This is a genomic window from Pseudomonas fortuita, from assembly GCF_026898135.2.
GTDB lineage: Bacteria > Pseudomonadota > Gammaproteobacteria > Pseudomonadales > Pseudomonadaceae > Aquipseudomonas > Aquipseudomonas fortuita.
The window spans coordinates 3,193,674-3,216,220 of record NZ_CP114035.2 but is presented as its reverse complement, the minus strand read 5'-3'; the positions used below and the strand labels follow the sequence as shown (position 1 = coordinate 3,216,220).

The 22,547-nt window shown below is 61.8% G+C and carries 27 protein-coding genes and 2 pseudogenes; 19 read left to right on the top strand and 10 right to left on the bottom strand.

The genetic code is table 11. From position 1 onward, the window contains the following. Positions 1 to 63 precede the first annotated feature (63 nt). Genes codB through codA form a run of 3 tightly spaced genes read left to right on the top strand, consistent with a single transcriptional unit; the run spans position 64 to position 3,789 of the window. On the top strand, positions 64 to 1,329 hold the full coding sequence (codB, locus tag OZ911_RS14810) for a cytosine permease (protein ID WP_023047406.1): 1,266 nt from the start codon (positions 64 to 66) through the stop codon (positions 1,327 to 1,329). Next, a complete protein-coding gene (locus OZ911_RS14805) occupies positions 1,326 to 2,543 on the top strand; it encodes a PucR family transcriptional regulator (protein WP_023047405.1) in 1,218 nt (405 codons plus the stop codon). The genes codB and OZ911_RS14805 overlap by 4 nt, the downstream gene beginning before the upstream one ends. A 4-nt stretch (positions 2,544 to 2,547) precedes the next feature. Continuing rightward, complete coding sequence (gene codA / locus OZ911_RS14800) at positions 2,548 to 3,789, top strand: cytosine deaminase (protein ID WP_023047404.1); 1,242 nt, start codon at positions 2,548 to 2,550, stop codon at positions 3,787 to 3,789. Between the two features lie 13 nt (positions 3,790 to 3,802). Here the strand turns inward: codA and OZ911_RS14795 are convergent, their stop codons facing one another. From OZ911_RS14795 to OZ911_RS14780, 4 genes and pseudogenes are all read right to left on the bottom strand, one after another. Beyond that, positions 3,803 to 4,750: an ornithine cyclodeaminase family protein gene (locus OZ911_RS14795; protein ID WP_023047403.1), complete on the bottom strand. Its 948-nt coding sequence runs from the start codon at positions 4,748 to 4,750 to the stop codon at positions 3,803 to 3,805. Then, entirely contained in the window at positions 4,747 to 5,748 is a 1,002-nt protein-coding gene (locus tag OZ911_RS14790; RefSeq protein ID WP_016487201.1) for a threonine/serine dehydratase, read from the bottom strand. The genes OZ911_RS14795 and OZ911_RS14790 overlap by 4 nt, the downstream gene beginning before the upstream one ends. A 104-nt stretch (positions 5,749 to 5,852) precedes the next feature. Then, positions 5,853 to 6,458 carry a helix-turn-helix transcriptional regulator gene (locus OZ911_RS14785; protein ID WP_023047400.1) on the bottom strand — a complete coding sequence of 202 codons (606 nt, stop codon included), beginning with the start codon at positions 6,456 to 6,458 and terminating at the stop codon, positions 5,853 to 5,855. Between the two features lie 449 nt (positions 6,459 to 6,907). Then, a pseudogene (locus tag OZ911_RS14780) lies at positions 6,908 to 7,438 on the bottom strand (alpha/beta hydrolase family protein); the annotation flags it as partial. Positions 7,439 to 7,463: 25 nt separating this feature from the next. On the opposite strand from OZ911_RS14780, the gene OZ911_RS14775 reads away from it, so the two are divergent. From OZ911_RS14775 to OZ911_RS14755, 5 genes are all read left to right on the top strand, one after another. Continuing rightward, on the top strand, positions 7,464 to 7,649 hold the full coding sequence (locus OZ911_RS14775; protein WP_016487198.1) for a hypothetical protein: 186 nt from the start codon (positions 7,464 to 7,466) through the stop codon (positions 7,647 to 7,649). A 10-nt stretch (positions 7,650 to 7,659) separates the two neighbouring features. Next, the gene (locus tag OZ911_RS14770; protein ID WP_023047397.1) at positions 7,660 to 8,019 is read left to right on the top strand and encodes a protocatechuate 3,4-dioxygenase subunit alpha; all 360 of its coding nucleotides are present in this window, start codon (positions 7,660 to 7,662) and stop codon (positions 8,017 to 8,019) included. 143 nt (positions 8,020 to 8,162) lie between these two features. Beyond that, positions 8,163 to 8,480 carry an alpha/beta fold hydrolase gene (locus OZ911_RS14765; RefSeq protein ID WP_023047396.1) on the top strand — a complete coding sequence of 106 codons (318 nt, stop codon included), beginning with the start codon at positions 8,163 to 8,165 and terminating at the stop codon, positions 8,478 to 8,480. Between the two features lie 19 nt (positions 8,481 to 8,499). Continuing rightward, positions 8,500 to 8,859: an alpha/beta fold hydrolase gene (locus OZ911_RS14760; RefSeq protein ID WP_197708362.1), complete on the top strand. Its 360-nt coding sequence runs from the start codon at positions 8,500 to 8,502 to the stop codon at positions 8,857 to 8,859. Positions 8,860 to 8,949: 90 nt separating this feature from the next. After that, positions 8,950 to 9,201 carry a hypothetical protein gene (locus OZ911_RS14755; RefSeq protein ID WP_016487196.1) on the top strand — a complete coding sequence of 84 codons (252 nt, stop codon included), beginning with the start codon at positions 8,950 to 8,952 and terminating at the stop codon, positions 9,199 to 9,201. A gap of 117 nt (positions 9,202 to 9,318) precedes the next feature. Here OZ911_RS14755 and OZ911_RS14750 read toward each other — a convergent pair. After that, a pseudogene (locus tag OZ911_RS14750) lies at positions 9,319 to 9,573 on the bottom strand (2Fe-2S iron-sulfur cluster-binding protein); the annotation flags it as partial. Between the two features lie 269 nt (positions 9,574 to 9,842). Between OZ911_RS14750 and OZ911_RS14745 the strand changes: the two are divergent. Both OZ911_RS14745 and OZ911_RS14740 read left to right on the top strand, forming a co-directional pair. Beyond that, entirely contained in the window at positions 9,843 to 10,829 is a 987-nt protein-coding gene (locus OZ911_RS14745; RefSeq protein WP_016487194.1) for a DNA-binding protein, read from the top strand. 55 nt (positions 10,830 to 10,884) lie between these two features. Further along, positions 10,885 to 11,049: a DUF6021 family protein gene (locus OZ911_RS14740; protein ID WP_016487193.1), complete on the top strand. Its 165-nt coding sequence runs from the start codon at positions 10,885 to 10,887 to the stop codon at positions 11,047 to 11,049. A 94-nt stretch (positions 11,050 to 11,143) separates the two neighbouring features. On the opposite strand, the gene OZ911_RS14735 is transcribed toward OZ911_RS14740, so the two are convergent. From OZ911_RS14735 to OZ911_RS14720, 4 genes are all read right to left on the bottom strand, one after another. Continuing rightward, a complete protein-coding gene (locus OZ911_RS14735; RefSeq protein WP_023047394.1) occupies positions 11,144 to 11,395 on the bottom strand; it encodes a hypothetical protein in 252 nt (83 codons plus the stop codon). An 8-nt stretch (positions 11,396 to 11,403) separates the two neighbouring features. Continuing rightward, on the bottom strand, positions 11,404 to 11,904 hold the full coding sequence (locus tag OZ911_RS14730) for a DUF4142 domain-containing protein (protein WP_023047393.1): 501 nt from the start codon (positions 11,902 to 11,904) through the stop codon (positions 11,404 to 11,406). A gap of 163 nt (positions 11,905 to 12,067) precedes the next feature. After that, a complete protein-coding gene (locus OZ911_RS14725; protein ID WP_023047392.1) occupies positions 12,068 to 12,577 on the bottom strand; it encodes a GNAT family N-acetyltransferase in 510 nt (169 codons plus the stop codon). A gap of 17 nt (positions 12,578 to 12,594) precedes the next feature. Continuing rightward, complete coding sequence (locus tag OZ911_RS14720; RefSeq protein WP_023047391.1) at positions 12,595 to 13,308, bottom strand: MgtC/SapB family protein; 714 nt, start codon at positions 13,306 to 13,308, stop codon at positions 12,595 to 12,597. 395 nt (positions 13,309 to 13,703) lie between these two features. On the opposite strand from OZ911_RS14720, the gene OZ911_RS14715 reads away from it, so the two are divergent. Further along, entirely contained in the window at positions 13,704 to 14,171 is a 468-nt protein-coding gene (locus OZ911_RS14715) for a sterol desaturase family protein (RefSeq protein ID WP_023047390.1), read from the top strand. 117 nt (positions 14,172 to 14,288) lie between these two features. Here the strand turns inward: OZ911_RS14715 and OZ911_RS14710 are convergent, their stop codons facing one another. Continuing rightward, entirely contained in the window at positions 14,289 to 15,182 is an 894-nt protein-coding gene (locus OZ911_RS14710) for a bile acid:sodium symporter family protein (RefSeq protein WP_023047389.1), read from the bottom strand. A 184-nt stretch (positions 15,183 to 15,366) separates the two neighbouring features. Between OZ911_RS14710 and OZ911_RS14705 the strand changes: the two genes are divergently transcribed. From OZ911_RS14705 to OZ911_RS14670, 8 genes are all read left to right on the top strand, one after another. Further along, entirely contained in the window at positions 15,367 to 16,230 is an 864-nt protein-coding gene (locus OZ911_RS14705) for a Dyp-type peroxidase (RefSeq protein WP_023047388.1), read from the top strand. Positions 16,231 to 16,318: 88 nt separating this feature from the next. Then, positions 16,319 to 17,230, top strand: a complete 912-nt coding sequence (locus OZ911_RS14700; protein ID WP_070086405.1) for an aldo/keto reductase — start codon at positions 16,319 to 16,321, stop codon at positions 17,228 to 17,230. Positions 17,231 to 17,234: 4 nt separating this feature from the next. Further along, on the top strand, positions 17,235 to 18,518 hold the full coding sequence (locus tag OZ911_RS14695; RefSeq protein WP_070086404.1) for an NTP/NDP exchange transporter: 1,284 nt from the start codon (positions 17,235 to 17,237) through the stop codon (positions 18,516 to 18,518). A gap of 147 nt (positions 18,519 to 18,665) precedes the next feature. Then, a complete protein-coding gene (locus tag OZ911_RS14690; protein WP_016487183.1) occupies positions 18,666 to 18,848 on the top strand; it encodes a con-10 family general stress protein in 183 nt (60 codons plus the stop codon). A gap of 60 nt (positions 18,849 to 18,908) precedes the next feature. Then, complete coding sequence (locus OZ911_RS14685) at positions 18,909 to 19,106, top strand: hypothetical protein (RefSeq protein ID WP_016487182.1); 198 nt, start codon at positions 18,909 to 18,911, stop codon at positions 19,104 to 19,106. A gap of 20 nt (positions 19,107 to 19,126) precedes the next feature. Next, positions 19,127 to 20,458: an iron-containing redox enzyme family protein gene (locus OZ911_RS14680; protein WP_070086403.1), complete on the top strand. Its 1,332-nt coding sequence runs from the start codon at positions 19,127 to 19,129 to the stop codon at positions 20,456 to 20,458. Beyond that, positions 20,458 to 21,411 carry a methyltransferase gene (locus tag OZ911_RS14675; protein ID WP_060517798.1) on the top strand — a complete coding sequence of 318 codons (954 nt, stop codon included), beginning with the start codon at positions 20,458 to 20,460 and terminating at the stop codon, positions 21,409 to 21,411. The genes OZ911_RS14680 and OZ911_RS14675 overlap by 1 nt, the downstream gene beginning before the upstream one ends. Positions 21,412 to 21,417: 6 nt before the next feature. After that, positions 21,418 to 22,524, top strand: a complete 1,107-nt coding sequence (locus OZ911_RS14670) for a carboxylate-amine ligase (protein WP_016487179.1) — start codon at positions 21,418 to 21,420, stop codon at positions 22,522 to 22,524. Positions 22,525 to 22,547 lie beyond the last annotated feature (23 nt).

Here is a 22,547-nt window from a genome sequence, read left to right as displayed (position 1 = left end):
GCTCGAAAAAGCGGCCCGCATATTGCTCTTCCAGCTCCCAACTACTACCCGGAGCCCCGTGCAATGAGCTCACCCAGCGAATTCCCCCTCAGCGAAGCCCCGCAGTCTGCCCGCAAAGGCCTGCTGCCGATTGCCATGGTCCTGTTCAGCTTTACCTTTTTCACCGGCACGATGTTCGCCGGCGGCAAGCTGGGCATGGCCTTCAATTTTGTCGACATGTTGTGGGTAGCCGCCCTCGGCAACAGCCTGCTGGCCTTGTATGCCGCTGCGTTGGCATTCATCGCCTCGCGCAGCGGGCTGAACACCGTGTTGATGGGGCGTTTCTGTTTTGGCGAAGCTGGCAGTCGGCTTTCGGACTTTCTGCTGGGTTTCGCTGAACTTGGCTGGTACGCCTGGGGCACAGCCACCGTGGCCATCGTGCTGGTCAAACTGTTGGGGTTGGCGGAAGGTTTCAGCGTACCGTTGATGGTGCTGTTTGGCCTGGGCTTCAGCATTACTGCCATCATCGGCTTCAAGGGGCTGGACGTGCTGTCGCGAGTATCGGTGCCATTGATGTTCGTGCTGCTGCTGGTGTCGATGTACATTGCCACCCGCGATGTTGGCGGCTTTGCCGGCCTGGCCGCAGTGGTGCCGCACGAAACCATGACCTTTTCGGCAGCGGTGACCATGGTCTTCGGCACCTTCGCCAGTGGTGCCACCCAGGCCACCAACTGGACACGGCTGTCGCGCAGCGGCCGGGTGGCGGTGACCGCCAGCGTGGTGGCATTTCTCCTTGGCAACGGCCTGATGGTGGTGGCCGGTGCCTGGTGCGCGATGGTTTACCAACAGGCCGATATCGTCGAGGTAATGATGCTGCAGGGTTTGTCGTTCGCAGCGGTGGTGATGCTATGCCTGAACCTGTGGACCATCCAGGGGCCGACCATCTACAACGTGTCCGCGGCCGCCTGCCATTTGTTGCGCAGCGAGCGCCGGCGCACGGCAACGCTGGTGGCGGCGGGGGTTGGCATTGTGCTGGCGATGGGTGGCATGTACGAAATGCTGATCCCGTTCCTGGTGCTGCTGGGCTCGATCATTCCACCGGTGGGCGGGGTGATCATGGCTGATTTCTGGTATCGCCACCGCGGCAAGTACCCGGCACTGGGCATGGCAAGCCTGCCACGTTACAACCTCACCGGGCTGTTTGCCTATGCCGTGGGCGCGGTACTGGCGTACGCCTCGCCGTGGGTCGCTCCACTGGTGGGTATCGGCGCCTCGGCCCTGTGCTACATCGTCATCCTCGAACTTGGCGCACGCCGCCGGGCTCCGGGTCAGGCGGGTGTCGAGCCGTGAGCCTGGCGCTGGACGAGATTCTGCATTTGCCCGGCCTGCACGATATGCGCGTGCTGGCCGGGGCGCGCAACCTGCAACGGCGGGTACGCTGGCCCTATGTGGCGGAAAACGAAGGTATCGCCGAATGGGTAATGGGCGGTGAGCTGGTGTTCGTCACTGGCATCAACCACCCGCGCGGCGAGGCCAACCTCCTCAGCCTGGTGGAAGATGGTGCCGCAGTGGGCATCGCCGGCATGGTTATCCTCACTGGCGGCAGCTTTATCCAGTGCGTCCCTGCGGCTGTCATCGCGCGTGCCGAACAACTTGGCCTGCCGCTGATCGAGCAGCCCTATGCGCTGAAGATGGTCGTGGTCACCCACCTGATCGGCACGGCCTTGGTGCAGATGAGCCAGGTACGTCGCTCGCGTCACGATATCCTCGGCCAGCTGCTGACTGGCGACTACCCGAGCCTGGCCATTGCCCGGCAACGGGCAACGCATCTGCAACTGACACTGGATGAGCCGCGGCGCTTGCTGGCTTTGCGCCTGGCGGGCGTGGATGGTTTGTTCGAGCGCCACGGGCTGAGCCACGGCGAGCGGACCTGGCAAGCTACCCGCCAGGCATTGGAAGATCAGCTGCAAGCCTGGTGCCGCCAACGGGCAGGGAGCGTGATGGCACAGCTGCCGGGTGATCTGTTCGTGGTACTGCTGGCCGATGCGCACGACTTGCCCGAGACCTTGGCTGGGCTTTATCGGCAGTTGCAGGCAGTGACGGGTGAACTGAGCCTGCACATGGGCTTGTCGAGCCTCGCCGACGACTGTGCGCACTACCGTCAAGCCCTCAATGAGGCGCGCCAGGCCTTGGACGTAGCGCAGCACTTGCGCCCGGCCAACGGCTATTGCAACTTCAGCGAACTGGGGGTGCTGCGCCTGCTGCAAGGCATCGTCGACCGCTCGCTGATCGACGACTTCGTCAGCCGTACGCTCGGCCCGTTGATCGCCCCTGGGCGCAAGCAGGCCAACGCCCTGGTGCACACCCTCGACGCCTTGCTCATGGAGAACGGCAACGGGCTCAAGGCCGCGCAGCGCCTGGGGCTGCACCGCAACACCATTAATCAGCGCATCCAGCGCATCGAACAACTGAGCGGGCAGTCCATCGACGACCCGCTTTTTCGCATGAATGCTTCGGTCGCCATGCTGGTATGGCGCATGAGCGAAGCCCACGGCAAGGAGTAACAGCATGAACATCCTCAACGCACGCCTGCGCGGCAAGCCTGGCCTGTTCCGCATCGAACTGAATGGTGAGCGCATTGCCGCCATCACGCCCCAGGGCGGGGTGCAAGCGCCTGGCGCTGGCGATGACCTGGACGCTGGGCAAAATCTGGTGGTGGCCCCTTTTGTCGAGCCGCACATCCACCTGGACGCGACCCTAACGGCCGGCGAACCCAGGTGGAACATGAGCGGCACCCTGTTCGAAGGCATCGAGTGCTGGGCCGAGCGCAAGGAGCTCACCACCCACGATGACATCAAGACCCGTGCGAAAAAAACCATCGGCATGCTGGTGGACCACGGTATCCAGCATGTGCGCACCCATGTCGATGTCACCGACCCGCAACTTACCGCACTCAAGGCCATGGTCGAGGTGCGTGACGAAGTACGCGAGCTGGTCGACTTGCAGATTGTGGCCTTCCCGCAGGAAGGCATCGAGTCCTACGCCAACGGCCGGGCGCTGATGACCGAAGCAGTGGCGATTGGCGCCGATGTGGTCGGCGGCATTCCCCATTTCGAGAACACCCGCGACCAGGGCGTGACGTCGGTGAAGTTTTTGATGGACCTGGCCGAGCGCACCGGTTGCCTGGTGGACGTGCACTGCGATGAGACCGACGACCCGCAGTCACGCTTCCTCGAAGTGCTGGCCGAAGAGGCCCGGGTGCGCGGCATGGGGGCCCGGGTGACGGCCAGCCATACCGTGGCCATGGGCTCGTATGACAATGCCTACTGCTACAAGCTGTTCCGCCTGCTCAAGTTGTCGGGTATCAACTTCGTGTCGTGCCCGACCGAAAGCATTCACCTGCAGGGACGCTTTGACAACTACCCCAAGCGCCGGGGTGTCACCCGTGTTGCCGAACTTGACCGTGCCGGCATGAACGTGTGCTTTGGCCAGGACTCCATCGTCGACCCGTGGTACCCGCTGGGCAACGGCAACATCCTGCGCATTCTTGAGGCCGGCCTGCACATCTGCCACATGCTTGGTTACGAAGACCTTCAGCGTTGCCTTGACCTGATCACCGATAACAGCGCCCGCACCTTGAACCTGGGCGAGCGCTACGGCATCGAAGTGGGGCGGCCGGCGAACCTGCTGCTGCTGTCGGCGCCTGACGACTACGAAATGGTGCGCACCCAGGGACATGCCCTGGTGTCGGTACGCAATGGCAAGATGCTGATGCAGCGTACGCCGGCCCAGGTGCAGCGTCTGCTCTGACTTCGCTGTCGCCTCAGGTGCCCAATGCAGCGAGGGCGCAGCTTGCGACTTGCGTGTCCTGCACTGCCACGCCGGTCAGGTCTGCCAGGGTGATCTGGCCGTCGTGCTCGCGCCCCTTGGCACGCCCGGCCAGCAGTGCCCCCAGTTCGATCAGCTGGTTCGCCTTTATCCGGCCACTGTCGAGCGCGTGGGCCACTTCGCCGTACTGGCTGCACTGGGCGACCGAGTCGACGATGATACGGTCCGCCCTGGCCACCAGTGCCGGGTCCAGTTCCTGCTTGCCAGGTGCATCGGCGCCGATGGCAGTGATATGCGTGCCCGGCTGGACCCACTCGCTGTGTAACAGCGGCTGGCGGGAAGGGGTGGTGCAGACAATCAGGTTTGCAGCGCCCGCAACTTCTGCCGCATCCTGCGTGCTGCGAACCTCGAAGCCCAGTTCACGGGCAAATGTCGCATAGGCCGCAAGCCCGCTTTCATGACGGCCCCAGACAACGACCTGGCGGCAATCGGTAACGGCGCGCAGCTGTTCAAGCTGCATCTGCGCCTGCATGCCGGTACCGAGGATGCCAATGGCCTTGACCTGGTCCGGCGCCAGCAGCCTGGCAGCAATACGCCCGGCCAGGGCGGTGCGCATGCCGGTCAGCCAGCCTTGGTCCTGCAGCAGCGCCAGCGGTTGCCCAGTGAGCGCAGACAGCACCAGCATCAGGCCATCGTTGCTCGGCAGGCCTTTGGCAGGGTTGTCATAAAAACCGGTTGAAAGCTTGACCGTGAAGGTCGGGCTGCCCTCGATATAGGCCGATTTCACACAGCAGTCACCGTTCGCCCCTGTAAATGCAAAGGCCTGCACGGGCGGCACCTGTACCGTGCCTTCGGAGTAGGCGATAAAGCCTTCCTCCAGCCTGCTTACCGCCAGCGCCGGGTTGAAGCTGGCGACGATCTGCGCCTTGCTGAAAACCTTCATCGAACGGCCTCCAGGAACTTTTCCAGCAGGATGTTACGGCCGCACAGGATCACGGCGACACGCTTGCCCTGGTAGCGCTTGGCGAGCTTTTGCATGCCGGCAACCGCGACGGCTGCAGCACCTTCGATGATCCAGCGTTCACTGCTGGCGATATCGCGCATGGCGGCGCGGATTTCGTCCTCGCTGACCAGCACGGTATCGGTGACCAGCGCCTGGCACAGCGGCAAGGTGATGGCGCCCGGCTCGACGCCGCCAGCCGTGCCGTCCGACAGCGTTTCCAGGGCGTCGACCTCGACAATTTCACCGGCCTTGATGGACTGCGCCAGGGCAGGGTCATTGGCCGGCCAGCAGCCAATGATCTCGGTGCCCGGGTTGAGCTTGCGCAGGGCGGCACCGATGCCGGCAATCATCCCGCCACCGCCTACGGCGACGAACACTGCGTCCAGGTCTGGTGCCTGCTCGAACAATTCCATGCCGATGGTGCCTTGACCGGCAATGACTTGCAGGTCGTTGTAGGGCGACACGAACGGTACACCCTGAGCCTCGGCTTGCCTGGCGGCTTCCAGCTCTGCACCCAGTGGGTCCGTAGGCAGGCAAAGCACTTCGGCACCCAGGGTGCGCATCGCCTCGATTTTGTATGGCGAAGCCGAAGTGGCGGTGTACACAGTCACTGGCACACCTGCCGTTTTGCCGGCTAGTGCGAGCGCCTGCCCATGGTTGCCGGACGAGGCAGCGATAACCCCATGCTTGCGCACATCAACCGGCAGCAGGCGGATCTTGTTGCTGGCGCCGCGGAACTTGAACGAGCCGGTGTGTTGCAGGTGCTCGCATTTGAGCAGGACTTCGCAGCCGGTCAGTGCCGACAACCGCGCGCTGTGACTGAGGGGTGTGATGCTGACGGCGGGGCGCAGTGCGCTGTGGGCTTCCTCAATGGACGTGTACAGTGCATCGAGGTCAACGGCATTGGCGGCAGTCGGTGAAGCAGTAGAGGCTGGCATGCTGCGCTCCTTATGGAATATATGTCCACGGTAGAATAATTATCCACGATAGACAAGTCCCTGAGCGCAGCCACTTGCAGCTTCTTGCCGGTGGCAGCGCGCCGCTAGGTCTTGAGTTCTTTCAGGTACTTGTAAACGGTGGCCCGGCCCATGCTCAGCACGTTGGCCACATAGTCAGCCCCACTTCGCCCCTCGAATGCGCCTTCGGCATGCAGCGCCTGCACCAGGCTGCGCTTGTCTTTCATCTGCAGTGTCTGTAGCGAAAGGTTGCGCGCTTGTAGCCACGCATGCAGGAAGGTGTTGATACGTTCCTGCCAGTCGTTGCGGAACAACGCGTCAGGTTGCGGTACCAGCCGGCTCATCTGGAAGAACGCATCGAGCGCTACGCGGGCTTGCTCCAATACCGACACGTTCAGATTGATGCACATCAGGTGCTGGGCTTCGCCTTGTGCGTTGCGTAGCACGGTGCTGATGGAGCGGACCTTCTGGCCGTTCCAGTTCAGCTTCTCGTAGGGGCCCAGGTTGGCGCCCTCGAGCAAATCGCCCAGTTCGTGATCAATCGCCGAATCATCGCCCAGCTTGCGTTGGGAGAAGTTGTTGGCGATGTGCACGACGGTCTGACTGCGCAGCTCATGGACGATGACTTCAGCGTGCGGATACAGCAGCAGGGCGATGCTGTCGGCGATTGCTTTGTAGTTTTCCAGGGTCATTTTTTGTCGGTGATCAGTGCTGGACGCCCATGGTGGCGGCAAAGCGTAACCGGCACAAGGTGGCGCTCTTGCAGCGTGCGTACGTTGACAAAGCCCTCGAAACTGAAAGCCTGAAAGCAGTTGGCATAAACTTTCAATAAAAACAAGAGCTTGGAATTTTGGCGCTTAACGTTTCACAGATTCAGTTTTCATCCAGAAGGGGGGTAGGCCGCCAGGAAGGTCTCAGACACTAAATTTCTGAAGTTGCGCCTTGATAGTGCATAGCGGTGATGCAATTTTTCCATATGCTCTCTGCGACTGGGAATGCGAGAAGGGAGCTTGGAGCAGTGACTGACATAGCAACGATGCTGCGTTTGATTGGGTGGCAAGCGGGAGTAACTGAATGCTGTATTGAAAACGGCAGGCTGACGTGCCTGCCGTTGGCGTGATCGACCTCGTTACCGAGACATTCAGGCTACTCGGCCGCCGAGGGTCTCAGCGACCCAGTCTGCAATGTATTGGCCGGCATTCATGCTGTTGTCGAAGCTCGCGTGCTGCACGCCGCCTTCGCGCTCCGTGAAGATTTTCAGCTCACGCTTGGGACTGTTTACCAGCTGCTCATAAGTACGGTGCGCCCACTTGAGCGGAATCTGTGAGTCCTTCTCGCCGTGGGTGACCAGGAAAGGCACCTTGATTCGGTCCAGCACGCCATCTAGATGGACGTTCTCGGCGATGGTCATGAATTCGTCCATGTCCTTGGCGCCCCAGACCCAGCGCACATGCGCCCAATAGTGCGGTACCGGGAAGTCGCCCTCTTTTTCCAGGCGACGCTTCTGCACGTCGCGCCAGTCGTGGTTGGCGCCCCACGACACACCACAGGCGAAACGTGGCTCGAAGGCGACGGCGCGCGGGCAGTAGTACCCGCCCAACGAAACGCCTTCCATGCCGATACGATTGGCATCGACATCCGCGCGGGTTTCCAGCCAGTCCACCACGCTTGAGCACGATCCGCAGGTTCTGACACGTATGACGCATGCCGAATATGTGCGACTGGGTGGGGCCGAAAGCGTTGAACAGATCATGTGGCTGGCGATGCGAGGTGCCGCTGAGGGGCCCCTTCGTAAAGTGCATCAGAACTACTATCTCGCAACGACCACGGCCATGACCGCGGTGCTCTATGAAACGCTGGAACCTTCAGCTAAAGACAACTAGGAGCTATCACATGAATCCACAGGTCGTTGGCATGGAAGAGATTGGTGGCACCTATGTGTTTGATCTTCGGGTCAGCAACAAGGCGCTCAAGTTGAATCGCTTCTTTTGGAAAATGATCGGCACAGAGTGGCGAGCGCGTTATCTGCAGGACGCCGAGAGCCTGATGACTGAGGCCGGTCTCGACGCGTGTGAGAAAGACTTGGTACGCCGTCGTGACTGGCTGGGGTTGGTCCAGTATGGTGCAAACTTTTTCGTCGTCGAAAAGTTCGCCCGGGTTGCCAAGATGAGCAATATGCAGGTTTACGCGATCATGCGTGGCGAGTCCTATGAAGACTTTCTCAACACCCGTCGCGTTCCCGATATGCGCTGATCCCGGTATCGGACTGACCGCGAAACAGGAAAGCGAACACTCCGCTGATTATTGAGATGCCCGCGGCTTCGAAAGGCGAAGACGCACCATGGGCGCTGCCTGGCAAATGAGATGCTTATTGCCCTCTGATTGGGAAACCGAAAATGAAGCAAAGTCTGTATTTGTTATCCGGCCTGTTGTGTGACGAGGTTGTCTGGCGTGCCCCGATCGACGCGCTGCAAGAGCGGGCGGATGTACATGCCCTCGACTTCAAGGGTTACCACAGTATTACGGCGATGGCGCAGCGGGTACTGAATGACGCGCCGGACAGGTTCGCGCTGGCTGGCCATTCCATGGGCGCGCGGGTAGCGCTGGAGGTCCATCGGTTGGCGCCGCATCGGGTCGACCGCCTGGCGTTGCTCGATACGGGGACTCACCCGGCCCGCGAGGGGGGAAGCGAAGTCACGGCAGGTGCTGATTGACCTGGCTCGCGAGCATGGCATGGCGGCAGTGGCGCAACGCTGGCTCGCGCCGATGCTGCACCCGGCGCATGTCGATGACCCGGGCATCATGAGCCCACTGCTGGCGATGGTCGAACGCATGAGTTTCGATACGCTGTCAGGCCAGATCAAGGCGTTGCTGGAGCGACCGGATGCTGGCGAGCATTTGCGCACGATTCAATGTCCAGTGTTGATCGGGGTGGGTCGAGAGGATGCCTGGAGTTCGCTTGCGCAGCATCAGGTGATGGCCCAGCAAGTACCTCATGCGCGGTTGGTGATTTTTGAACGCTGCGGCCACATGGCCCCTTTTGAGGCACCGGAGGCTGTCAATGCGGCCTTGCGGGTTTGGCTACAAGACTAGCTTCAAGACTAGCTTCGAAGTGCTTCGGGGCAGGTTACTGTCCGAACGAACGATATTGTTTAGGGCGATATCGCCCTTGAGAGAGTTGGGATGAACGAAGCCGAATTGATGAATGAGATGCGGATTGAGCATGCCTGCACTCGCCTGATCAAACGTTTTGCATTACTTAACGATGCGGGGGACTACGAGAACCTGGCTTATGCATCGGCAGCGCAAGGGGAGGCCCCAATGGCATCCCCGCCCCATCTGATTGGCACCTTCAGGGATAAACTGCGTCTGGTCAAAGGCCATTGGCTGTTCAGTGAGCGCCTCGGTCAGGTAGACCTGGAGATCGCCGGGTAGCTGTGTAAACCCATCACGTATTTCCCATTTGGAGCGCACTACCGGTTTTCCTGACAAGCCTTCACAAAGGCGCCCCCTGCTAAGCCGGTGTAGGCTCATGGCAGAGGGCGCTATGGGTCAACGGTCGAGCACCAGGCAGGCGCTGCGCGAGCGAGAGCAGCAGGGCGTGAACTGATCGTTGCGTGCACGCTCTTGTGCAGTCAGGAAACTCTCAAGGTGTTCCGGCTCGCCATCTATCTCGCCGGTAAAACAGGTGCCGCAGATACCCTGTTCACAGGCAAGGGGCACGCACACTCCGGCGTCCTCCAGCACTTCAGAGACGCTGCGATCAGCTGGCACCTGCAGAGTCATGCCGCTGTGGGCCAAACGTACTGCGGCGCGTTGTGCATCATTTGTTCTTGCGAGCGGGCGCAATTGTCGGTTGTGCGTTCTGCCTCGAGCAGCCGGTCGATGACGCGCCGCGACTGCACGCAACATTTGGTTGAGGGCGCCACACCGCCAGAACCCCATATTTTGCCTATCACATGCGATAAGCCGTGATTATTCCACCTGAGGAAATGTTTGCAGGCGTGGTCTGTTATCGCCATAATTGGTACGTAATTACATGTTACATAACACAGTACAAAATCGTAGGAGCAAGCATGGCCCGGGGCGGTATCAACAAGGTGGTAGTGCAGCAGGCGCGTCAGGCGCTGATTGCCCGGGGGGAGAACCCCAGCATCGATGCCATACGTATCGAGCTGGGCAATACCGGCTCCAAAACCACAATTCACCGTTACCTGAAGGAGTTGAACGGCCAGCAGCCGGTGGCTTCTGAAGGTGGCGTGGCGCTCAGTGATGTGTTGAGCCGCCTGGTCGGGCAATTGGCAACGCAGTTACAGGACGAGGCCGACCTGAAGATCGAGCAGGCCGAGAGCACGTTCACGCAACAGCGGGAAAAACTTGAGGCGCAGCTTGAAATTGCCCAGCAAGCCCTGGCTGCAGCGCATCAGCAACACAAGATCGATGCAGCGGCCTTGGCCGCCGAGACAGAAAAACTGCTGTCCACACAAAGCACGCTGCAGGCCGAACAGCTACGCAGTGCCAGCCTCAACCAGTCGCTGGGTGAATTGCAGGTGCGCCTGGCTGACAAGGACGAACAGGTCAAGTCGCTGGAAGACAAGCACCGCCATGCCCGTGATGCGCTGGAACACTATCGCAATGCCAGCCGTGAACAGCGCGAGCAGGAACAGCGCCGCCACGAAGCGCAGTTGCAGCAGATGCAGGTGGAGGTGCGGCAGCTGCAACAGGGCATGATCGTCAAACAGGACGAACTCACCCGCCTGCACCGGGACAACGAGCGGTTGCTGGGTGAGCACCGCCAGGCTGCCAGTGAGTGCCGGGCGCAGGAAGAGTTGCTGGAACAACGCGATGCGCAGATTCAGGGCTTGCGCACGATTCTGGCCCAGGCCCAGGGCGCCAGTGAGGAAATGCGCCGGCAGCTGGATGTGCAAGCGCAGAGCCTGGAGCACAGGCGCGATGTGTGCGCTGAACAGGCGCGGCAGTTGCAGCGGTATGAGGAGCAGCTGAAGGAGCGTGATCAGGCGCTGGCGCACTGTCGCGCGCAACTGGCTCCCGCCGCAGATTAATCAAACTTTCTGTGGCTGGCGCGTTCTTCCTTTGACACTCACGGGAGAAAACGCCATGCAGCCATCTGAGCCAGAACGCAAAGAAGGGCCTCACTCGACGGAGCAGGCCGACAAACCGGACGATCTTGGTTTCGACCCTGATTCCCCAGATCTTGACGACCCGCAGGTGGATCCGCAAGGGCCGGCCAAGGCGCCTGGAGACATCGAAAAGAACACGTGAGGGTGTTGGCCCGCCCACTCAAACAGAGCCCCTGCTAGCTCAATGAGCTAGCAGGGGCTCCATGAGAGCGGCCTTTTGGCCCGACGGCCGGTATTCAGGATTCGGCTTGTCGCGCGGCTTCGACACCCGCTGCCGACAGCTTGATCGGGTAGTGCACGCTGACCTGCTGGTCACTGCCCACGACCACGCTGCCGTCGTGAATCAAGCCGGCCTCCTGCAGCGTCTTCAGTACGTCAGCCACCGCCTTCTCACCGCGGTAGTTGTCCAGCACTTCCTTGCCCAGCCCTTGCGGATGCGAATGCAGCAGGCGGGTAAGGACTTCTGTTTTCAGTGCATCGTTGCTCATCGAGGGCCTCACTTGGCGTGCTTGGCCTGAAGCGCCTTGGCATGCTCCAGGTGCTGTTCGAGTTTTGGCAGGGTTTCGCTGGCGAAGGCCTTCAGCTCGGCCTTGTCGGACGATGCAGCCTCTTTCTTGAACAGTTCGACCGCTTTTTCGTGAGCATCAACCTGGTTGTTGATGTACGACTTGTCGAATGATTCATCACGCCATTCCAGGATCATCTTCTTGACCTTGTCCGTCATGGCCGCGTCATCCGGAACGGAAATATCCAACTTGCGGGCGATGTCGCCGAGCTTCTGGTTCGCCTGGGTGTGGTCAGTGACCATTTGCTGGGCGAATGTCTTTATCTCGTCATTCTGGCTTTTTTCCTTAGCCAGGTTGCCGGTGACCACTTCGGCGATGCCGGCCTCGGTGGCCGCATCGACGAAGTCATCGGAGCTCGCCGCCAGTGCGTGCGCCGATGCCAGGCCCAAAACCATGGAGAAACCAACGCGCTTGATGAAGAGATTGCTCATGCTTCACTCCTTAAACCGTGGGGCGACCTCAGTGTCGCGTACGGTTGAGGGTGAGAGTGAGGCAAAGGTTTAATTTTTTTCGCCACCGGTTTCGACCGCACCACGCGCCAACGCAGTGAAAACCGGCGAACACGGTATGGCCGAGCGCTCTGCACCCCAACGGTCAATGGGTCATGCAAAGACGCATGGCACAGCGCCCCTTCAGGCCCTGAGCGTGCTCACTGGCCAGCATACGCAGGAGTCGTTCGCCCAGCCGCTCCTCATCGATCACCTCAAACCCGAACCGTGCATAAAACGGCGCATTCCAGGGCACATCGACAAAGGTGGTCAACGTCAGCTCGCGGACATCTGCGCAACGCGCTACATCGATGATCTGCTGCAGCAATCGGCTACCGACGCCTTGCCCTTGGGCATCCTGACGCACCGATATCTCATGAAGGTGCAATGCCTGGCCCGCACGCCGCACGCACGCAAACCCTACAATCTGCCCGATCGGGTTTTCAGCAACCCAGCTACCACCGCCCGCGGCGAAAGCCCTGTGCGCAGCACAGTCCATCACATCGGCTTGGGCCAGCCAGGCCAGCGCCGGCCAGCCAGCAAAAGCCTGGGCTGCCGAACGCTCCACGTCCGGCAGGTATTGGATATCGTGCTCAAGGGTAGGGCGGATAAGCATGAAGCACTCCTGTCGTGCTAGTCGGCCGCCAACACGTGCGGCTGTAATTGCCAGCGCACCGAGCTGACGCCTTTTTCCAGGCTGACCCGGCTGACCAGCCGCTCCAGTTGAGCCGGTGCCTGTGCGGTACCCAGCAGCTCGGCGCGCACTTCCAGGCGTGCAGGGCTGTCCAGGTCTGCGCTTTGCAGCGACTGTAACCGCAGCTGCGGATCACCCAGGCTATGCAGCATCAGGCTGCGCACCTGGATTTCGTCCTCGGCGCGGCAGACGATGCGCACCTCGAAGTGTTGCTCCACCTCGCTGGCAGGCACTACGTCTTGACGGTCCAGGCGCTGGGCGATGTCCCGCAAGAGGATATTGGCGCACAGCACCACCAGGCTGCCCAGTGCCGCCTCCAGCACCAGCCCAAGGCTGCACAGCACACCGACCGCAGCCGTGCACCACAAGGTAGCCGCCGTGTTCAGGCCGCGCACGTTAAAGCCATCGCGCATGATCACGCCACCACCGAGAAAGCCGATGCCCGACACTACATAGGCGGCAACGCGCGAGGCATCGGCAGGCGCCATGCCTGGCACTGCCTGGGTCATCAGCACGAACAGACAGGCACCGGTACTCACCAGCGCATTGGTGCGCAGCCCGGTCAGGCGTTGACGCAATTGCCGTTCGGCACCGATCAGTGCCCCCAGCAGCAGGGCAATGCTGACGCGCAGCAAAAAAACTTTCCAATCCATAGCAAACCTCTTCCGCGGGCAAACACCCGCATGAACGCCATCTGTTGGCGTGGTTGAAAAACCAGAAAAATGCGCAGGACCACGAGGAGAGGAGGAGAAGCGGGGTTAAAGGAAACCACCGTCTTGCCAGGGCGGCCAGACAGCGCAGGACACTGCCGGGCTAGCGCACCACGTGGGCCTGTCGCAAGCGACTGGGGCTACTGTCCAAGGCAGGTCTCCTGTTGAGCAAAGCAAAATTGCGCTGCGGACCATACGCCGCGTGGCAGAGCAGGTCAAGGGCGAAAACATGACAATGGCTTCATGGGTGAATGGTTTGCAACGGTCATCCCTGCATGGAAAAAAACCTGGGTTGACGGTACCCTTGCGCCTCCCGTTGCCATCACCCGGACTGTTTCATGCTGTTCAATCTCGCCGTATTGTTCGGCACCTTGGTGGCCATGGAGGGCGTTGGCACGCTGGCTCACAAGTACATCATGCATGGCTGGGGCTGGTGGCTGCACCGCTCGCACCATGAGCCACACTTGGGCATGCTCGAGACCAACGACCTGTACCTGCTGGCGTTGGGGCTCATCGCCACGGGGTTGGTCGCCTTGGGCAAGGCTGGTTATGCACCCTTGCAATGGGTTGGCGGCGGCGTGGCAGGGTACGGCATGTTGTATGTCCTGGCCCATGACGGGTTCTTTCACCGGCATTGGCCGCGCAAACCACGGCCGGTCAACCGCTACCTCAAGCGACTGTATCGTGCGCACCGTTTGCACCATGCAGTGAAAGGGCGCACCGGGAGTGTGTCGTTCGGTTTTTTTTATGCGCCGCCTTTGAAAGTGTTGAAGCAGCAATTGCGCAGCAAGCGCAGCCAGCAGTGACAACCTGGATTTGCCTCTTGTGGGAGCGGGCGTGTCCCGCGAACACCGGCAAAGCCGATGCCATACACCGCGTTGCCTGCTTCGCGGGACAAGCCCGCTCCCATACCAGTCACTGCTTCAATTCACTGTTTCCCCTTTGGGCGCTGCCGCCACGTGCCCGCGGCTGACCCACCAGCCAAAACCTGCCGCCGTGAAGAACATGATCAGGCTGTACAGCGCCGCGGGCACCGCCATGGTTGCGTTGTTCAGCAATGAAGGGCTGAGCGCCAAGGCAATCGCCAGCGTGCCGTTGTGAATGCCGATTTCCATGCCAATGGCAATTGCCTGCCGCTTGGGAATGTTCAACAGGCGCGGCACCCAGTAGCCCACGGCCAGGCTAAGCAGGTTGAACAGCAGGGCAGCCAGGCCCACCACCGGCGCGTACTCGACCACGGTCTGCCAGTCCTTGGCCAGCGCCAGGACAATGGTAAAGGCCAGGAACAGCGCCGCCACCAGTTTCATCGGTTTCTGCATGCGTGCGGCAAAACCAGGGGCGTAACGGCCGATCAGCATACCCAGTGCGACCGGCAACAGGACAATGGCAAATACCTGCAAGACCTTGGCAAATTGCAGTGGAATGGCCTGGTCCGAGGCCATGAACCAGCTCAGCGACAGGTTCACCAGCAACGGCATGGTCAGAATCGCGATCAGCGAGTTCACCGCCGTGAGCGTGATGTTCAGCGCCACATCGCCATGGGCCAGGTGGCTGAACAGGTTGGCCGTGGTGCCGCCCGGCGAAGCTGCCAGCAGCATCAGCCCCACCGCCAGGGCCGACTCCAGGCCAAAGCCATTGGCGATCAGGAAGCACACCAGTGGCAACAGCAAGATCTGGCAGGCCAGGCCTACCACCACCGGTTTGGGGTATTTCACCACGCGCGCGAAATCGGCCAGGGTCAGCGACAGCCCAAGGCCGAGCATGATGATGCCCAACGCGAGCGGCAGGAAGGCGGTTAACAGGGGCGAGGCGGTCATGAGCGGTCTCTCGGGCGAAGGATCTCGAGGAGTGTAGGCTGGCGTTGATTGATAGCTAATTGCAAAGGGCCAGCTCTTGGTAACCGTTTGTTACCAACCGCAGCGATCAGCGAGGCTCCATGCCGCATTGCAGCGGGCCTGCAGGCGCAGTAGCATTCCGCTTTTGTCCGAGGATTAGCCTGTCATGCCGTTCCAGAAAGGGCTGCTTGCCACCCCGGTGCCGGCCCATGCCCGTCACCTGTTTTTCACCCTGCAGTCGCCCGAGGCGTTGCCTGCCGCTCTGGATGCCTTGCTGCAACAGGTCGATGGCGACCAACTGATCCTGGGGGTCGGCGCCCCGCTGGCCAAGGCCCTGGGCCGTGCAGTGCCAGGCCTGCGTGCTTTTCCGGTGCTGGACGCTGCTGTGGAGAACCCGAGCACCCAACATGCCCTGTGGCTGTGGCTGCGTGGTAACGAGCGCGGCGACCTGCTGCTGCGGGCCCAGGCCCTGGAACATCTATTGGCCCCGGCCCTGCGCCTGGCCGACAGTGTCGATGGCTTCCTGCACCGCGGCGGCCATGACCTGACAGGCTACGAAGACGGCACCGAGAACCCGGTGGACGAAGACGCCGTGCAGGCGGCCATTGCTGCCGATGGTTCCAGCTTTGCCGCGTTCCAGCTGTGGAAACACGACCTGGAGTACTTCAAGTCGCTGCCCCAGGCTGACCAGGACAACATCATGGGCCGCCGGCTGAGCGATAACGAAGAGCTGGACGATGCCCCCGAGTCCGCACACGTCAAGCGCACCGCCCAGGAAAGCTTTGCGCCGGAGGCGTTCATGGTCCGTCGCTCGGTAGCCTGGGCTGACCCGCGTGGCGCCGGCTTGGCCTTCGTTGCCCTGGGCCACAGCTTCGATGCGTTCGAAGTGCAGTTGCGGCGCATGAGTGGCCTGGAGGACGGTATCATCGACGGTCTGTACCGCTTCAGCCGGCCACTGACGGGCGGCTATTACTGGTGCCCGCCCATGGGCGAGACGGGTGTGGACCTGAGCCAGCTGCTACGAGTCTGATCACTTAACATCCAGATACAGAAACACCTGCCGGCCCGGTATGGAGCGGCTAGCCTTGAAAGTTTCCGCTTCATGACGGGAGCTTTCCATGTACGCACGTCGTGACGTCCTACGCGCAGGTGCCACGCTGGGGTTGCTGGCCGCCGCCAGCCCCTGGCTGCACGCCGCCGCCCCGGCGGGCTTGCTGACGCGCAAAATACCGTCCACCGGTGAAGCGTTGCCGGTGATTGGTGCCGGTACCTCCGGCAGTTTCGAAGTAGAAACCGGCTCGGCCCAGTATCAGCAATTGAAAGCGGTACTCAAGGCGTTTTTCGAAGGGGGCGGCCGGGTAATCGACACCTCGCCCAACTATGGCGGTGCCGACAGCATTCTTGGCCAGTTGCTGGAAGAGGGCGGCTGGCACCGGCAGTGCTTTATTGCCACCAAGATCGCCGCCGACAGCCGGGCCGACGCCGAAGCGCAATGGGCCGGCAGCCTGAGGAGCCTGCGTACCGACAAAGTCGATCTGCTGCAAATCCACAACCTGCGTGACTGGCAGACCCAACTGCCCTATGCGCGCGAACTGAAGCAGCAAGGCCTGACCCGTTATGTCGGCATCACTCATTATCTGAACAGTGGCCAGGACGACGTTGCCCGAATCGTGCGCAGCGAGCCGCTGGACTTCATCCAGATCAACTACTCCGTCAATGCCCCCGACGCCGCCCGCGAACTGCTGCCGCTGTGCCAGGACAGGGGCGTTGCGGTGCTGATCAACCGTGCCTTCGACGATGGCCGCCTGTTTGCCAAGGTCAAGGACCAGGCCTTGCCGGGCTGGGCCAGCGAAGCGGGCATCGGCAGTTGGGCGCAGTTGTTTCTCAAATTCGCCATCAGCCACCCGGCAGTGACCACGGTCATCCCCGCCACCGGCCGGCCTGATCGCCAGCTCGACCAGCTCAAGGCCGGGCATGAACCCATGCTCACCCAGGCGCAGCAACAGGCGCTGATCCAGCAGTTTGCCTGACATCATGCAAGCCTGGCGGCGGCGCCTTGTCCAAGGGCTGAACATGCAGCCCGGCGAGGGGCCGGCGGTAATCGCCGGCTTGCTGCTGTTCTACCTGCTGTTCACCGGTTACTTCATGCTGCGGCCGGTGCGCGAAACTATGGGTGTTGCGGGCGGCGTGGACAACCTGCAATGGCTGTTCACCGGCACCTTCATCGCCACCTTGGCGTGCCTGCCGCTGTTCGGCTGGCTGGCATCAAGGGTGCAACGCCGGCATATCCTGCCTTGGACCTACGGTTTCTTTGTCAGCAACCTGTTGATGTTCGCGGCACTGTTTGCCGGTAATTCGGACAATCTTTGGACAGCCAGGGCCTTTTACGTCTGGTTATCGGTGTTCAATTTGCTGACCATCTCGCTGGCCTGGAGCGTGCTCGCTGACCTGTTTTCCACCGCACAAGGCAAGCGGCTGTTCGGCCTGCTGGCAGCCGGGGCCAGCTTGGGCGGGCTAAGCGGCCCCATTCTCGGCACCTTGCTTGTCGCACCGTTGGGCCATTGCGGGCTGCTGATACTGGCGGCAGCGCTTTTGCTAGGCAGTATGGGTGCGGCCCTGTTCCTGCAACGCTGGCGAGTGCGCCACCCACTACCGCAACAGGCCGAGTCCCCGGGCTCGCGCCCCTTGGGTGGCAACCCGTTTACCGGCGCTACCGCCGTGCTGCGTTCGCCCTATCTGCTAGGCATTGCTCTGTTCGTGGTGTTGCTGGCCAGCGTCAGCACCTTCCTGTACTTCGAGCAGGCGCGCATCGTCAGCGAAACCTTCACCGACCGCACCCGGCAAACCCAGGTATTCGGCCTGATCGACACCGTGGTGCAGGCCCTGGCAATCCTCACCCAGGTATTGCTGACCGGGCGCCTGGCCCGGCGCTTGGGCGTCGGGGTGTTGCTGGTAGCTGTACCGCTGGTGATGGCAGCAGGGTTCCTGTGGCTGGCACTGGCACCGGTGTTCGCGGTATTCGTGGTGGTAATGGTAGTGCGCCGCGCCGGCGAATACGCGTTGGTGCGGCCAGGGCGGGAGATGCTGTTCACCGTGCTGTCCGCCGAGGACAAGTACAAAGCCAAGAATTTTATCGATACCGTGATCTACCGTGGCGGCGATGCCCTGAGCGGCTGGCTCAAGCGCGCGCTGGACGTGATGGGCGAGCACCCACAGCTGGCGATGCTGATCGGCGCAATCATTGCCGTGGGCTGGGCCGTGACGGGGGGCTGGCTGGGTCGGCAGCAGGCCCGCATGGATAACCCGCCGCACGACTGACAGGGGCGCCAAATATGGCATTGCCGCTTATTTAACGCCACCGGTCCGAACCCTTCGCAATAAAACGAATCCCCGCATATCGCCGAACTCCGAACTTGTGTACGGCAGCCTGCCGTGCATTTCGAAGTCATACGAGGTTTGAAGACCATGGCCACTAAAGACAACAGCCGTACCGGCAATCAAACAGGCAGCCAGGGCGGTAACAAAAACCCAGGCAACTTCGCCAACGACCGCGAAAAAGCGTCTGAAGCCGGGCGCAAAGGCGGGCAGTCCTCGGGCAGCCACACGCCCAGCGATCGCGAGTCGGGCCGCAAGGGCGGCCGTTCGTAAATGACCGACTTGCAGTGCCGGGACTGCCTGGCACTGCAATCAACCAGAGGGGGAGGCCCCATGCGACTGACTCCACTCATCATCCTGATGGGCTCGCTGACGATGCTCGGCGGCTGTTTCGACCGCGACAACGATCACCCTGGCAAGGATGGCGACCTCAGCAAGCCATCGCTGCAGATGCAACAACCCGACAGTAAACCGGCACCGCAGCCCGCGCCCGACCCTGAGCCGATGCCTGGTCAGAAACCGAGCCAGTAAGGCGCAATAAGGAGCACGGCATGAGGGTGATGAACCGCGACAACGCTTTAGCTTCGTCAATGATCGCTGGGCGGTCCAGCCTGCAACAGCGCTATGAGGCAATGCTGGCCGGCGAAGATGACGCCAGCGCCCTGTGGCTCGACGAGCAACTTGCACGTGCTGAACGCTTGCCGGATGACCTGCCAGACTCACCTTCGGATTTGCCTGCCTGGAGCGCCAGGTGTGCTGCCGATGTCGCCGCCGGCTACGCCGACTACCTGGAACAACGCCGGCAAGGCGCTCCACGCCGTTTCTTTGTCAATCGCGCTCACGCGCTGTGGTTTCTGCAGCAGGTCGCCCCGACCAAAGCGGTGGACGGTGCGTGGCTGCACGGCACGCTGTGCCACTGGCGCGACCCACGTTTTCACGGGTTGATCCGAACTTACCTGGAAGAGCTCGGCAACGGCGACCCGCGTAGCAACCATGTGTTGATCTATCAGCGCCTGCTGGGCCGCCTCGGGTGTGTCGAGGCAATGCCGCTTGACGAAGCACGCTACTTACAGGGTTGCCTGCAACTGGCCTTGGGGCACTGTTGCGACACCCACCTGCCTGAGGTCATTGGTTACAACCTCGGCTATGAACAACCGCCGCTGCACTTGCTGATTACCACCAGCGAACTGGCAGAACTGGGCATCGACGGCCACTACTTCCAGTTGCATGTGACGATTGACAATGCTGCCAGTGGCCACGCTCAACTATCGCTGCAGGCGCTGCGCCAGCTCTGCCCTCAGCATGACCAGAAGTCGTTCTACGCGAGGGTTCGCAACGGTTATCGCCTGAACGAGCTAGGTACTGCTGCGGCTGACCTTATCCGCCAGTTCGACCTGCAGGATGAATTGTTCGCCGCCTTGGAGCGCAAACGGGTTTATGGCCAATTCATGCATGCCGACCGTTGCCGCCTTGAACAGCGCACCGTCAACCAATGGCTGGCCACCCCTGGCGCCATGCCCGCGTTCGTTGCCGCGCTACAGGCCCAAGGCTGGATTCAGCGAGGCCAGGACCCGGCCCAGAGCCGCTGGTGGAAGCTGATCGAAGGGCCTGCAGCGGCAATGTTCGGCGTATTCAACAGTTATGAGAAACAACTGTGGCACGACTGGATTGCCGACACCTGGCGCCCCCCGATCCGCCGTGTAGCACCCGGTAGCTGGGGCCTGCCCGAATCCCCGGACGAAGCACACAGCGAAATGTCGGGTGACCGACCCGCAACGTTGATCGAGCGCATGGCCGGCAACCGCCACGCCACACCCGAGGGCCTGGCGGCGACCCGGGCATACATTCGCACCACCGGGCTGCTTCAGGAGGAACCCCGCTGATGAGGCTGACCGCCAGACAGTTCGAAGCCGATCAGGCATTGCTGCAGCTGGGCCAGCGGCTACGCGCCGACGGCTACCGATTTACCAGTGTGACACCTGCGACCCACACCCGCGTCAACGCCCGTGAGGGTTCCGGGCAGGCCAGCAACCTGCGCGACGTGTTCGGCTGGAGTCGGCCCTTCGCCCCGGGCCTGCTATCAACGGATGAATTGCAGTTGCTCGAACGCGCCCAGGTGCTGGTCCCGAAGGGTGACTTACTCGGCAGCTCAGTGCGCTGGTCCAGCCTGGACGACCTGCTGCTGGTGCATTCGGCGTTCCCCACCGATGGCAGCGATGCGGTGTTCTTCGGCCCGGACAGCTACCGTTTTGCCCAGGTCATTCACGAGCACCTGCAGCATAACCCCATGCCGGTGGAGCACGCAGTCGATATCGGCTGTGGCAGCGGGGTGGGCGCGTTGCTGATCGCGCGTGCGGCCCAGCATGCCCAGGTCAGCGCCGTCGACATCAACCCCTTGGCGTTGCGCTACGCTACGATCAACGCGGCGCTGGCGGGGGTGAGCAATGTGTCCGTAGTGGCCAGCGACCTGCTGGACGCCCTTACCGGTACGTTCGACCTGATTGTCGCCAACCCGCCGTACATGCTCGACCGTAGCGCCCGCACCTACCGCCACGGCGGCGGCGCCCTGGGCGCCGAACTGTCGCTGCGCATCGTTGAACAAGGATGCGAACGCCTGAGCCGCCACGGTACCTTGCTGCTCTACACCGGCGTAGCCATTGTCGATGGCCGCGATGCGTTGCTCGAAGCCATCCGCCTGCGCCTCGCAGGGCCACAATGGGCCTGGGTGTACCGGGAGATCGACCCTGACGTGTTTGGCGAGCAACTGGCCGAGCCGGGCTATGAGCAAGTCGAACGGATCGCCGCCGTGGCGCTCACCGTAACCCGTCATCGCTGAAGCAATATGGCCCGGGCCTGCACATTCGGCATCGAGGAAGAATACCTGCTGGTAAGGCTGGGCTCGGGACAGGTCCCGGCAGCACCATCGTCTGCGGTAATCGGGCGTTGCCGCGAAGCGCTGGGCCAATATTTTGTGCAGGAAATGTTCCGCAGCCAGATTGAGTTGGCCTCGCCGGTGTTCACCCACCTTCATGAAGCCCATGAGTTCTTCCAACTGCGGCGGCAGCGGCTGAGTCTTGCGCTGGCAGAGGAGGGAATTGGGCTGTACGGCGCGGCGAGCCACCCAAGTACCGCCTGGCTGCGGCAGAAGGCCGCTGCCCCGGCACATTACCAGCAACTGTTCGATGACTACCGGCATGTAGCCCAGCGAAGCCTGCTCAATGGTCTGCACGTGCACGTTGGCGTTCCGCCAGGTTGTGACCGCATGCAACTGATCAACCGCTTGCTGGTCTGGCTGCCGTTATTACTGGTGCTGAGCACCTCATCGCCTATGTGGGCGGGTCAGCAGACCGGCTACATGAGCTATCGCCGAGTGATTTGCGGGGAATGGCCGCACATGGGTTTGCCCGAAGCCTTGCCGGACTGGGCTGCCTATGAACGCTACCGCGCCTTGTTGCAGCGGACCGGTGCATTGGCTGTGGATGGCGACTTCTGGTGGGCCATTCGGCCTTCGCGGCGCTTCCCGACGGTGGAGTTGCGTATCTGCGATGGTTGCCCGCGACTGGAAGATACCCTGTGTATCGCCGCGCTGTTTCGCCATTTGGTAGAGCACAAGGTTACCGGTCGCCATGACCTGTTGCCCTGCAACCGTGAGCTTCGCTGGATCGCTCAGGAGAACTACTGGCGCGCCATGCGCTATGGGCGTCATGCACGGTTCATTGGTATGCACGAACAACAGCCAGTCACGGCTGAGGGCTGGCTTGGTCAGTTGCAGGCGCTGGTGCCGGTCGACAGCGTGGATGCCGAGCGTGCTTGCCAGCATGCACGGCACCTGCTGCGCGAGGGCACTCATGCCGACCAGCAGTTGCACTGCCTGACACAGGCTATCGCGAGCGGGGTCGGCAAGGCACAGGCGCTGCAAGCGGTGGTGGCCGCCGGGACTTGCAATTAGCCGGCGTTGGCCGACAATGGCCG